The organism is Pseudarthrobacter sp. MOO13 (assembly GCF_058267655.1).
In genome coordinates this window covers 1158391-1170220 of sequence record NZ_CM177848.1, presented here as the reverse complement: position 1 = coordinate 1170220, position 11830 = coordinate 1158391, and the positions used below count along the sequence as shown (strand labels likewise).

Here is an 11830-nt window from a genome sequence, read left to right as displayed (position 1 = left end):
GAGGCGTGACCAATTTGGAAGTTTCACCCCAGCAGGAAATCTGTCCCCCGGCCCCGGCGGAAGGGAGATCCGGACCCTGCCTGCAGTTGTGGCCGGAGCGCGAGGTGCCGCTGGGCGGGGTGCGCGCCATGAACGTCAAACGCACATTGCCGCAGCGCGGGTTGCCGACGATCGGGGCATGGTGCTTCCTGGACAGTTTTGGTCCGGACCGGACAGCGATGTCGGTCCTTCCCCATCCCCACATCGGGCTGCAGACCGTGACGTGGCCCTTGGCAGGACATATCCGGCACCGGGACAGCGTGGGCAGTGACGTGGTTGTTCGGCCTGGAGAGCTGAACATCATGACTGCCGGGCACGGGGTGTCGCACTCCGAGTTCGCAGTGCTTCCTGCCGACGGCGGCGGGTTGCCGCTGCAGCGGGGCCTGCAGCTTTGGGTTGCGCTTCCCGATGCCCACCGGCACCGGGCGCCTGCCTTCGAACAACACCGGGAGTTGCCGGTGGCGGATGGCCGCGGGTTCTCAGCCACGGTCATGGTGGGTGAGTTTGGCGGCGTGGTGTCTCCCGCCACGATGTACTCGCCAATTGTGGGCGCAGACGTCGCCTGTGAAGGGGACGCGGTTCTGCCGCTGAACCCGGACTTTGAGCACGGTGTCCTGGTGCTCGACGGCGGCCTGGCGGTGGACGGGCAGGATCTGCATGCGGGGCCGCTGGGCTACCTGGGCGCCGGGCGGAGCGAACTGAAGGTCCAGGCACGCCCGGACACCCGCTTCCTGCTGATCGGCGGTGAGCCTTTCGGCGAGGAACTGTTGATGTGGTGGAACTTCGTGGGCCGCACGCACGAGGAAGTGGAACAGGCCCGCGGGGACTGGGAGGCCCAGGCAACACTTCCGGACGCCATGGCCGCCGACGCCCGCTACGGCCTGGTGCACGGACACGGGCCGGATGCCGGGGCCGAAGCCGGCCGCATCCCGGCCCCGCCCCTTCCGGGGGTCCGGCTGACGCCCCGGAAACGCACCGTGGACTAGGCGGGCCGGGCCACCAGCTCCAGCACACCGAAGACAGGTTCCTGGTCCAGGACCCTGACGTCCGTGACTCCGGCGTCGGCCAAATTCCGGCGGAAGGCCTCCTGCAGGGGCACCACGTTCATGCCCAGGCCGCCGCCAAGGATCACCGGAGCGTGGAGTCCCAACTGTGTCAGCACCTGGCCGGCCAGCGCGGCAAGGTCCTTGCCGGCCTGTTCCAGCAGGGCTGCGCTGTCCCCGTGTCCTTCTGCTGCTGCCTCCACGACGTGCCTGGCCTGCTGCGCCCAAAACCGCCTCCCGGTTTCGGGTGAGTGGAACAGCGCTATGAGCTTGTTCGGGTGGTCCAGTCCGCAGCTCTTGAGCAGGGCGGAAGTGAGTTGATCGATCGGCAGTCCTTGGTTCATCCGGCGCAGGCTGTGCCGCACCGCTTCCCTGCCCAGCCAATAACCGCTGCCTTCGTCCCCGAGAAGGTAGCCCCAACCGCCTGCCCTGGCCTCGCCGCCGTCGGCATTGCGTCCCCAGGCGGCCGAGCCGGTGCCCGCAATGACCGCCACTCCTGTTGCGGCCCGCCCGGCGGCGAGCAGGAGGCGCGAGTCGTGCACAACGGTGACGGTAGCCCCCGGGACGAGGGGCTGGATCAGGCCGGCAAGGGCGGCGGCGTCCTGGTCGGTGTCGATGCCACCGGATCCGGCGTATACCCGTGCCACGGGGCCGGCTCCGATCCGGGCGAAGAGGTCCGCCAGGTTGCGGGCTGCCTCATCCCGGGTGACGTTCTGGACGTTGGAGCTTCCGGCGGACTCGTCGGCGACGGGGATGCCGTCCTCGAAGCGGACGCCATGCGTCTTGGTGCCGCCGATGTCCAGCCCGATCGTGATGCCGTGCAGTGGATTGGCGGGATTGTCAGCGGGCCCGGCGTGGGTGGTGGGGGTGTTCTGGGTGTTCGTCACGTCACAAGGGTACTTGCCCGGGTGGCCAGGCCGGCCACCAGGCCCGGGCCTTCGGCCACCACCAGTTCGCGGAACAAGCGTGCCGGCGCAGGCTCGGCGCCGGGTTTCCTGCGCCGCCAGCTGACGCCGACCTCCCGGAAGGCCAGCCGGGAATCCAGCGGTACTTCCACCCAACCGAGGTCTCCGGTTTTGGGGCGGCCGGTCCAGCCCGGTGCCCCTGCGGCGGGTGGCAGGATGCCGACGCCGAGCCCGGCTGAGACGAGCCCGCGGACTGTGTGGGAGTCCTGGCTTTCGAAGGCGATGCGCGGCCGGAACCCGGCGTCCCGGAACAGGGCGTCCGTCAGGGAGCGCAGACCATAGCCTGGGCCGAGCGCTACGAATGGCTCGGTCCTGATGTCGGCCAGCCGGGCCGTCCGCTGCCGCGCCAGCGGGTGGGCATGGTGGACCACCAGCCGGAGCGGCTCACGGTACAGCGCCGCCGAATCAAGGGTGCGTCCAGGGGCGGCAACCGGAGCCGTGAGGGCAAGGTCGGCTTCCCCTGCTGCCAGTTCCTCAATGCAGGAGTCCCTTGCGCCCTGGCTCAGCCGGAACCCGGTCCCGGGATGCCGGGCGCGGAAGGTGCTGATCAGCAGGGGCAGCGTGGCCTCGCCGAAGGTGTGCTGGAAGGACACGGAAACCGTCCCGCGGACCACCTCGGACTCATTGCGCACCAGATCCAATCCGGCCTGGAACTCCGCGAGCGCCTGCTCGATGTAGGGCAGGAGCGTGCGCGCGGCAGGGGTAAGGCGGACGCCGCGTCCGTCCCTCACCAGGAGCTCGGTGCCGACGGCGGCACTTGCCCGGGCCAGCGCTCGGCTCACCGTTGACTGGGGTACGCCCAGAAGCTCGGCGGTTTCCGTGACGTGCTCGGTCCGGCCGAGTTCAGCCAGGACCGGAAGAAGCGGCAGGAGCTGCGCCAGTTGCTTGCGGTCCGGTTCCACTTCCGCTTCCTTCCTTGCCCGCCGGGGAACGCCTGTCTTCCGAGCGGCCAGCGGGGCGGCGCATCTGGTCGGCAAATTCGGTTTTGCTATGAGTTTGACATAAAACATGCATTGGATGCATCAGTTGGGGCGGGACTACGCTGGCGGGATGCCAAAGACTCAGCGCGGCGGCGTTGCCGCTCCCCCACGCTGGACCGGCCACGCCAAGGGATCCAAGGCCTACGGGCGCATCCTCGCCGGACTGTCCTGCGCGGGTGTGGCGACGTTCGCGCAGCTCTACTCCACGCAGGCCGTCCTCCCGCTGCTGGCATCCGACCTGCAGGTCACCGCCGCCGAAGCCGCGCTCACCATCTCGCTGGCCACCGTTGGCCTGGCAGCCACCGTCATTCCCTGGTCTTTCCTGGCGGACAGGATCGGCCGGGTCAAAGCCATGATGTGGGGCATTTCCACGGCCACCGTCCTGGGACTGCTGGTGCCGTTGTCATCCGGGTTCGCGATGCTTCTGGCCCTGCGACTGCTGGAAGGAATGGCCTTGGGCGGCATCCCCGCGATTGCCATCGCCTATCTCAACGAGGAGGTCAGCAAAGCCCACGCGGCGCTCGCGGCAGGAAGCTATGTAGCCGGGACCACCCTGGGCGGCTTGTCCGGCCGGCTGGTGGCGGGCCCGGTCGGCGAACTGTGGGGATGGCGGACCGCGGCCCTGGCCGTTTCCCTGCTCGCGACAGCCGCCGCCGTCGCGTTCCTGGTCCTCGTTCCCAGGGCGCAGGGCTTCGTGCCCGCGAAGGTGGCCGGACTCCGCGGAGCCCTGCGGATGCTCGGCGGCCATCTGCGCAATGTCCGCTTGCTGGCCATCTATGCGCAGGCCTTCCTGATGATGGGTGGTTTCGTGGCCGTCTACAACTATCTCGGTTTCCGGTTGTCGGGCGCCCCCTTTGGACTCCCGGCCACCGTTATCAGCCTGATCTTCCTGGCGTACCTGTCCGGGACGTTCTCCTCCCGCTGGGCAGCCACCATGGCCACCCGGTTCGGGCGTCGCAACGTCCTCCTGGCAGGGCTTGCCCTTGCCATGGCCGGACTCGCCCTGACCCTGGCCTCGAGCCTGGTGCTCATCCTGGCCGGCCTGGTGGTGTTCACCGGGGGCTTCTTTGCGGCCCACAGCATCGGTTCCGGCTGGACGGGCGCCATAGCCAGCACCGGCCGGGCCCAGGCGGCGTCGCTGTACAACCTGGCGTACTACCTTGGCTCCAGCCTGCTCGGCTGGGCCGGCGGCCTGGTTTTCCAGGCCTGGGGCTGGAACGCCCTGGCGGGAGCCGTGATCGTCCTGGCGTGCCTGACGGCCGCAACTGTCGCCGTCGTCCATCCTGGAACGGACCCCGCCGCCGCCTGACGGCCTTGGACGGACTCGAATTAACGGGCTTCAAGGCACCGCCGGGCAGCCTGAATGTTCGGCGGGGCGTGCTCCTGTACCGCGGATGACGGCGTTTCTGCGGTCTAGGATGAACAGAGGACCCGTTGGAAGGAAACGCTGTGAGCACGAATGCCAGGAACATCAGGCCCGGGGCGCACCTGGAACCCCTGGATGCTATTGACGAACGGCTCCTGGCAGCCTTGGTGGCCGATGCCCGGATCTCCAACAAGCAACTCGCCGAGATGGTGGGAATAGCCCCGTCGACCGCCCTGATGCGCACCCGCGCTTTGTCTGAGCGGGGCATTGTGCAGGGCTACGAGGCAAAGTTGAGCCTGTCGGCGATCGGCAGGTCTGTGCAGGCACTGGTGGCCGTGCGGCTCCGCGCCCACGACCGCGACCAGATCGACCGCTTCACGGCACGGGTACCGCACCTGCCGGCTGTCCTCTCCACCTTCCATACGTCCGGGTCGGTGGACTACCTGCTGCACATCGCCGTCGGCAGCACCGAAGACCTTCGGGACTGGGTGCTGGACAACCTGGCTACCGACCCCGTCGTGGGCCATACCGAAACCACCCTGGTCTTCGAACACATCCAGGGCAACCACGGCCCGCTCCCGGAGTAGCGGGGCGCCTGGCTGTGACCGGGGTTGCCCGGTAATGCCGTCAGGCGGCGCTGCGCCTGGCGGACTGAACGAGCGTCGCGGCGGAGAGGACCAGCGCCGCCGCGCCGCACACCAGGACGAAGCCCTGGACCGCCGCGCCCATCCCCACCGCAGCGCTGGCCCACCCCAGGCCAAGGACCGGAACCGCGCTTCCCAGATACGTAATGACATAGACGGTGCTGATGATCTGCGCGTGCCGGGCGGGCTCCACCCTGGCCGCGACATCGTTGAAGACGGTCCGGAACGCCAGTCCCTGCCCCACGCCGGCGGCGACCGCAGCTGCCACCAGCAGCGCCGGGTTGTGCCAGGCACCGGCGGCTCCCAGCATCACCACCGAAACGCCAAGGACAGCAAGGCCCGCCGGCACCGTGAACCGGCCTCGAACTGTGACCAGCTGGCTCAGGGCCGAAGCCCCCAGCGGCAGGCCTGCCAGGATGCCGATCAACGGCCGGGAATCCGTGGCCAGGACCTGGGCGAAATAGCCGGGAGCCAGCGAAAGGCTGAAGCCAAAGACGGCAAAGCTGAGGAAGCCGACGCCGGATGCCAGCCAGAAGGCTCCGCGCGCCTGGCGTGACACGGAAGGGCGCCGGGGCGCCAGGGCGTGGAGCGGCCGGGTCGGTGCCGGGGCCACGATGGCAGGGCGCGCACGGATCAGGTACAGCGGAACCAGGAGCCCGGCGAGCAGCAGGGAGTGGACGACGTAAGGGGCCGTGGTGGCGCCGGGAAGCAGCGACAGCAGGCCGCCGATGACCGGGCCTGCGGCGACGCCTCCTGAGGAGGCCAGGAGCGTAAAGCGCGATGCCCACTCCGGCCGGGATGGAAGCAGCTCCCGCAGGGCGGCGGCACTGGCTCCGGTGGCAAGTGCCACGGCGGTTCCCTGCAGTGCCCGGCCGGCACAGAGGGCAGCGAGCGACTGCGCTTCCGCAAAGATCCAGCCGCCGGCCAGACCCGTCAGCACAGCAACCAGGAGGGCTGCCCGCCGTCCGATGTGGTCCGACCAGTGGCCGGCCACCAGCAGGGTTCCCACCAGCGCCAGGACGTAGCTGGCAAACGCTGCCGTGACGTCCAGGCTCGAGAGCCCAAGGCTGGACTGCAGGAGGGGATACAGCGGTGTGGCCAGGTTGGCGCCTACGAGGAGCATGAAAATGACCGCACCCGAAATAACCAGCCGGGCCGTGGTGGAGGCATTCCACCCGGCGTGGGTGGCCGCTGCCGGGCGCATGCGCAGCTCACTGAAGACCGTCATCGTGCCGCCTTAGGGATCGCCGCAGCGGACAGTCCTTGTGGGACGCCGGCGCGGATACAACTGTGATGCTTCAAGGGTGCGGCAGGGTTGCGCGATCCAACAGTTCTTGGATGGATAATTGAGCACAATCATCAAATATCAGATCCCAATGTGGTGGAGAGTGACGATCGTGAACAAGTTGGACCCCACTGACCTGAAGATCCTCCTGGCCCTGATCAAGGATCCGCGGATACAGATCGGGGAACTCAGCGAGTCCCTGGGCATTGCCCGGAACACCGCGCAGTCCCGGGTGCGCCGAATGCTCCGCGCAGGTGTCCTGCGTCCGGGCGGCCGCGAGGTTGATCTGGATGCGGTGGGCTATGACGTCGTGGCCTTCGTGACCATCGAGGTCTCCCACCGGGAACTGGACGGGGTGGTGGCGGCGCTGCGGCTTATCCCGCAGGTCCTGGAGGTCCACGAAATCTCCGGCCGCGGGGATGTCTGGTGCCGGGTGGTGGCCACGGACACGCACAATCTCCAGGCATCGCTGCGCCAGGTCCTGAGGATCAAAGGGGTCATCCGGACTGAGACGGTGCTGGCCCTGCACACCCATATCCCCTACCGGACAGAGCCCCTCATCAGCGGCCTCAGCAATGCCGCGTCCGCGGCGGCTAGGATTTCCTGAATGACCATCATCGATAACGCCGTCTACGTCAACGGTGTCCGCCACGCGGAGCCCGAAAGCCTGGAGCAGACCTTCGAAACCCTTGCCCGGCATGGTGGCATGGCGTGGATCGGGCTTTACCGGCCCACGGCGGAGGAAATGGCGGCGGTGGCGGCGGAATTCGGGCTGCACGGCCTGGCGGTGGAGGATGCGGTCTCAGCCCACCAGCGGCCCAAGCTGGAGCGGTACGACGACAATCTCTTTACCGTCCTGCGCCCGGCCCGGTATGTGGACTCAGATGAAACGGTGGAATTCGGCGAGCTCCACGTCTTCACGGGCAAGAACTTTGTGGTCACGGTACGCCACGCCGAAACGGCCGGCGTAGCCAGGGTGCGGCAGCGTCTGGAGGCCCGGCCCGACCTCCTCCAGCATGGGCCCGAAGCCGTCCTGTACGCCCTTTTGGACCGGGTGGTGGACGACTACGCCCCGGTGGTGGCCGGGCTCGAGAACGACATCGACGAAATCGAGGACCAACTCTTCAGCGGCGATTCTTCGGTGTCCCGGCGGATTTACGAATTGGCCCGGGAAGTCATCCAGTTCCAGCGCGCCATCCATCCCCTGCCGGAAATGATGGACCAGCTGAAGCGTGGTTTCGAAAAATACGGGGTGGAGACCGATTTGCGGCACAACCTGCGGGACGTTGAGGACCACGTGGAACGGGTGATCTCCCGCGCAGACTCCTTCCGCGACATTTTGCAGAACGCGCTGACCCTGGATGGGACACTGACGGCAAACCGGCAGAACGAGGTCAGCGCCGAGCAGAACGAGCAGGTCAAGAAGATCTCGTCCTGGGCGGCCATCCTGTTCGCGCCGTCGTTCGTTGCCGGCATCTACGGCATGAACTTCGACAACATGCCTGAGTTGCACTGGCCCTGGGGCTATCCCATGGCGCTGGGCCTGATGGTGGCCGCAGCGGCACTCATGTACGGAATCTTCAAGAAGAAGGGCTGGATTTAAACCAAACGCCCAAGGCGCCACCCCATTGTGGAGGGTGGTTCCTTGGGCGTTTGGCGCGTTGCGTCAGGATCAGGTCAGGCGTTGGTCCTGCGCTTGAGCCAACCCCAAACACCTGTTGCGACGAACAGGACCAGGCCGATGATGGCGAGCCAGAGCAGGCCCTTCACGACAAAGCCGACGATGGACAGAATGAGCCAAATGACAAGAAGTCCGATGATTATTCCCATGGGGCCACTCTAGGCCCGCCATGCAGTAACGGCCCGGGCATTCGACTGCGTTTCGCCCATAAACATTGCGCTGGGGGCAGGGTTCTGGTGGAGCTAAGGAGATTCGAACTCCTGACCTCTTCGATGCGAACGAAGCGCTCTACCAACTGAGCTATAGCCCCGGAATTGACCGCGGCCTGCGTGGTACTCCAGGCCAGTGCGGAACCGGTGTCCCTAGGCTACAAATAATCCGTGTCCAACACCAAATTGACGCGCCCGGTGCGGCACAGCGGATGGGAATGCTTGCCGGCCGCCTATGCCCGACGGCGCTGGAGGACGTCGTCGAGGTTGCTCAAGGCACTCTGTGCCTTGGTCAATTGAGGTGAACCCGCAGGCTGGGACGCGGCTTCCGGGGCGTCGGCACCGGCGGCCCCCTGCTTCAGCGACGGTTTGCCAACCGCTTTCGGAGCCTCCGGCAGTTCAAGCGGCAGCGGCTCGGGGCGCTCAGCTTTGGCTGCCTCAACGTAGGTTGGCCTCGGAACGTCAACAGGCTCCCACGGACTGCCCACGGGAGCGACTGCCGACGCGGCGGCCGCACTGGTGTCACCGGCGGCAACGGCGACGGCGAGGGCCGCCTCACGCAGTTCCATTGCCGTGAGCGGTTTGGCCTTGGCCTCACCCGCTTCGGCGTCAAACAACGGGCTTTCCGGCCGGGCCGGAGCTGTATCGGTTTCGGGCACGGTGACGGGGTCCGGCTCCTGGCGCCGGGAAGGCGCATTCATGGCGGAGCGGAAGGCCGCGTTGACCTTCGCTTTGCGGTCCCGGAGGGCCAGCCAGCGGAGCAGGGCCACCGCGCCGAAAGCCAGCGCAAAGGCGGTGAGGGGAAGCGCGGGCGATCCCACACCGAAGGGAAGGAGCACACCTGAGATGAACGCGGTCACCAAGCACAGCAGACCCGCCAAGGCCACTGCCGTCCGGCCGTACCGGATGCGGAACCGGGCCGGGGGCGGGGTGCTGGCAGCGCCGGCAGCGGCTGCGGCGCTCTTGTTGGGTTCCATGGCTTTCTCCTGCTGGGCGACGACGTTCAACACTTTGCCGGCGGGCTGGTCCGGCCTTTCATCGGCGGGGACGTCTGCCAGGAAGTCGCCGGCGGCCTGGACCTGGCGCCTTCGGTTCCGGAGGACGTACGGGGCGACCCAAAGGATCCAGAGCGCGACGGCAACCACGAGGATCACTGAGCTGCTTAGGGGGAAGTCCACACTCAAAACCGTATGAGCATCATGCCTGCTCAGGCCGCATTAGCCCCGGTGTGTCGTACCCCTGTCCACAAACCGATGGATTTATGACGGGCGGGACGCCAGCCACGGCGCCAGCAGGCCCGCCGGGACTTCTTCGGAGGTCAAGGCAAACGAACGGTGATCCGCCCACCGGCCATTAATGTGCAGGAAACGGGGCCGGTATCCCTCATCCCGAAATCCCAGCTTCTCCACCACCCTCAGGCTGGGCGCGTTCTCGGGCCGGATGTTGATTTCCATCCGGTGCAGGCCAAGGGTCCGGAAGCAGTGGTCTGTCACCAGGGCCACGGATGTGGGCGCGATCCCCCGGCCGGCCCGGGCTTGATCCACCCAGTACCCCAGCGTGGCCATCATGGCCGAACCCCACACAATCGAGGACACCGTCAGCTGGCCCACGATGGCCGGATTCCGAAGTCCCGGCGTCCGCTCGGTGATGACGAATGGAAGCGCCGTGGCCTGGGCCGCCTGCGCGTTCAATGAGCGCACCATATGACGGTAGTCGGGCAGCCCGCCTCCCGGTTCGGGGTTGGAAGGCCTCCCAGGGCGCCAGCCACTCGCTGTTCCTGGACCGCACCTCGGTCCATTCCCTTTTGTCGCGGTAGCGGATGGGCCGCAGGACCAGGTCACCGCATTCGAGGGTGACCGGCCAGATGGGACCGGTACGCACGGCGTCAGCTGGAAAGGCCGGCGGTGAAACCGGGCAGCCATTCCCGCAGGCCGGGGCCCAGGTCATCGCTGTCGACGGCCAGCTGGACGCAGGCCTTCAGGTAGCTGAGTTTGTCCCCGGTGTCATAGCGGCGGCCGCGGAACACCACACCGAAGACCCCATAGCCCTCCCCGTCTCCGGACGCGAGTTCCTGCAGGGCATCGGTCAGCTGGATCTCGCCGCCGCGGCCGGGTGCGGTGTGCTCGAGGACATCAAATACCGCGGGGTGCAGGACGTAGCGGCCGATCAGTGCCAGGTTGGACGGTGCTTCCTCGGGTGAGGGCTTCTCCACGAGCCGGTTGACGCGGACATAGCCTTCGCCGTCGAGTTCCTGGACGTCGGCGCAGCCGTAGGCACTGATCTGTGCCGGCTCCACCTCGATGAGGGCGACGACGGACCCGCCGGTCTTCGCCTGCACGTCGATCATTGTGCTCAGCAGTTCGTCACGGGCATCGATGAGGTCATCACCCAGCAGGACAGCGAAGGCTTCGTCGCCGACGTGTTGTTTGGCGCGGAGCACGGCGTGGCCCAGGCCGTGCGGGTCGCCTTGCCGGACGTAGTGGATGTCGCCCAACTGGCTGGCTGCCTGGATGGAGGCGAGCTTCTCCGTGTCGCCCTTGTCGGCAAGCGTCGATTCGAGCGAGGGCACGCGGTCGAAGTGGTCTTCCAGAGCACGCTTGTTTCGGCCCGTAATCATCAGGATGTCGTTCAGGCCCACATGGACGGCTTCCTCCACCACGTACTGGATGGCAGGTTTGTCCACGACGGGGAGCATTTCCTTCGGCATTGCCTTGGTGGCCGGCAAGAACCTGGTGCCCAGGCCCGCTGCTGGGATGACGGCTTTGCGGACTCTGGGGTTACTGGTAGTCACCGGACTAATCTAACGTCAGCGTCAAGCATTTCAGTAACCACCGGCACAGCGGGCCGTCATCCGCCCGTGACGCCGCGGAACGCCGGTACCAAGGAAGGACACCATGCAGGAGCAGACGAATCCCGCCAAGGACGATATCCGGGCGGCCCACCGGCGCCGGCGCGCCGCGCTGACGGAGGCGGAGCTGGACGCCGCCGGTTCGGCATTGGCTCGCCACGGGGAAGCCTGGGCAGCATCCGTCACTGCGGGGCGCCCAGGCACCGTATGCGTCTACCTGGGTGTCGGCAAGGAACCGCCCACCATGCCGCTGGTCAAGGCGCTGCACGGCAGCGGCCACGAGGTCCTGCTTCCGGTATGCGAGCCGGGCCGGGAGCTGAGCTGGGTGTTCTGGACCCCGGACACCAGCTTCGAACGCAGCCGGTACGCGCCCATCCTGGAACCCGCCGGGAGACGGCACGGGCCCGACGCGGCCGGAAGCGCAGCGGCGCTCATCATTCCCGCCACTGCCGTGGACCTGTCAGGCAACAGGATCGGCCAGGGGGGCGGCTACTACGACACCTTCCTGGGGCATCTCGCCACTGGCGGGAAGGAAATACCGCTGGCCGCTGTTATCTACGACAGTGAATTGCTTCCCGCGGGGCGGATTCCTGCCGAGGAATTCGACCGCCCGGTCCCGGGTGTCCTGATGCCTTCCGGGTACCGGGGCCTGGCGGGTGGCGGCTGAGCCCGGTCCCTTCCGGGCGCAGTGATAGAATTAGCACTCAGGCCCTGCGACTGCTAACGGATTACCGGGTGGCAGCACGGGACCTCTCGTTTGCCCAAGAGGA

12 protein-coding genes, 1 tRNA gene and 1 pseudogene are annotated in these 11830 nt (G+C 67.3%); 6 read left to right on the top strand and 8 right to left on the bottom strand.

The annotated features are described in order from the left end of the window. The first annotated feature begins 5 nt into the window (after positions 1-5). Positions 6-1025 carry a pirin family protein gene (locus tag AC4EEO_RS05530; protein ID WP_109863703.1) on the top strand — a complete coding sequence of 340 codons (1020 nt, stop codon included), beginning with the start codon at positions 6-8 and terminating at the stop codon, positions 1023-1025. On the opposite strand, the gene AC4EEO_RS05525 is transcribed toward AC4EEO_RS05530, so the two are convergent. Continuing rightward, the gene (locus AC4EEO_RS05525; protein ID WP_109863702.1) at positions 1022-1969 is read right to left on the bottom strand and encodes an N-acetylglucosamine kinase; all 948 of its coding nucleotides are present in this window, start codon (positions 1967-1969) and stop codon (positions 1022-1024) included. The genes AC4EEO_RS05530 and AC4EEO_RS05525 overlap by 4 nt on opposite strands. Beyond that, the gene (locus AC4EEO_RS05520; RefSeq protein ID WP_109863701.1) at positions 1966-2949 is read right to left on the bottom strand and encodes a LysR family transcriptional regulator; all 984 of its coding nucleotides are present in this window, start codon (positions 2947-2949) and stop codon (positions 1966-1968) included. Before AC4EEO_RS05520 ends, AC4EEO_RS05525 begins: the two co-directional genes overlap by 4 nt. 148 nt (positions 2950-3097) lie before the next feature. Between AC4EEO_RS05520 and AC4EEO_RS05515 the strand changes: the two genes are divergently transcribed. Both AC4EEO_RS05515 and AC4EEO_RS05510 read left to right on the top strand, forming a co-directional pair. Then, the gene (locus tag AC4EEO_RS05515; RefSeq protein WP_491340072.1) at positions 3098-4336 is read left to right on the top strand and encodes an MFS transporter; all 1239 of its coding nucleotides are present in this window, start codon (positions 3098-3100) and stop codon (positions 4334-4336) included. 140 nt (positions 4337-4476) lie between these two features. Beyond that, positions 4477-4980, top strand: a complete 504-nt coding sequence (locus AC4EEO_RS05510; protein ID WP_018760349.1) for an Lrp/AsnC family transcriptional regulator — start codon at positions 4477-4479, stop codon at positions 4978-4980. A 40-nt stretch (positions 4981-5020) separates the two neighbouring features. Here AC4EEO_RS05510 and AC4EEO_RS05505 read toward each other — a convergent pair whose 3' ends face one another. Beyond that, positions 5021-6265, bottom strand: coding sequence for an MFS transporter (locus AC4EEO_RS05505; RefSeq protein WP_018760350.1), 1245 nt, complete (start codon positions 6263-6265; stop codon positions 5021-5023). 169 nt (positions 6266-6434) lie between these two features. On the opposite strand from AC4EEO_RS05505, the gene AC4EEO_RS05500 reads away from it, so the two are divergent. Beyond that, complete coding sequence (locus tag AC4EEO_RS05500) at positions 6435-6929, top strand: Lrp/AsnC family transcriptional regulator (RefSeq protein WP_196803301.1); 495 nt, start codon at positions 6435-6437, stop codon at positions 6927-6929. Beyond that, the gene (corA, locus tag AC4EEO_RS05495) at positions 6930-7925 is read left to right on the top strand and encodes a magnesium/cobalt transporter CorA (RefSeq protein ID WP_285320027.1); all 996 of its coding nucleotides are present in this window, start codon (positions 6930-6932) and stop codon (positions 7923-7925) included. Positions 7926-7999: 74 nt separating this feature from the next. Here the strand turns inward: corA and AC4EEO_RS05490 are convergent, their stop codons facing one another. From AC4EEO_RS05490 to galU, 5 genes and pseudogenes are all read right to left on the bottom strand, one after another. Next, the gene (locus AC4EEO_RS05490; RefSeq protein WP_018760353.1) at positions 8000-8152 is read right to left on the bottom strand and encodes a hypothetical protein; all 153 of its coding nucleotides are present in this window, start codon (positions 8150-8152) and stop codon (positions 8000-8002) included. An 85-nt stretch (positions 8153-8237) separates the two neighbouring features. Next, a tRNA-Ala gene (locus AC4EEO_RS05485) sits at positions 8238-8313 on the bottom strand. A gap of 132 nt (positions 8314-8445) precedes the next feature. Then, the gene (locus AC4EEO_RS05480) at positions 8446-9366 is read right to left on the bottom strand and encodes a hypothetical protein (protein WP_491340398.1); all 921 of its coding nucleotides are present in this window, start codon (positions 9364-9366) and stop codon (positions 8446-8448) included. A 105-nt stretch (positions 9367-9471) separates the two neighbouring features. Then, a pseudogene (locus tag AC4EEO_RS05475) lies at positions 9472-10093 on the bottom strand (GNAT family N-acetyltransferase). A gap of 4 nt (positions 10094-10097) precedes the next feature. Further along, the gene (galU, locus tag AC4EEO_RS05470; protein ID WP_026264278.1) at positions 10098-11003 is read right to left on the bottom strand and encodes a UTP--glucose-1-phosphate uridylyltransferase GalU; all 906 of its coding nucleotides are present in this window, start codon (positions 11001-11003) and stop codon (positions 10098-10100) included. A gap of 103 nt (positions 11004-11106) precedes the next feature. Here galU and AC4EEO_RS05465 point away from each other — a divergent pair, with 103 nt between their 5' ends. Next, positions 11107-11727, top strand: a complete 621-nt coding sequence (locus tag AC4EEO_RS05465; RefSeq protein WP_491340071.1) for a 5-formyltetrahydrofolate cyclo-ligase — start codon at positions 11107-11109, stop codon at positions 11725-11727. Positions 11728-11830: the final 103 nt, after the last annotated feature.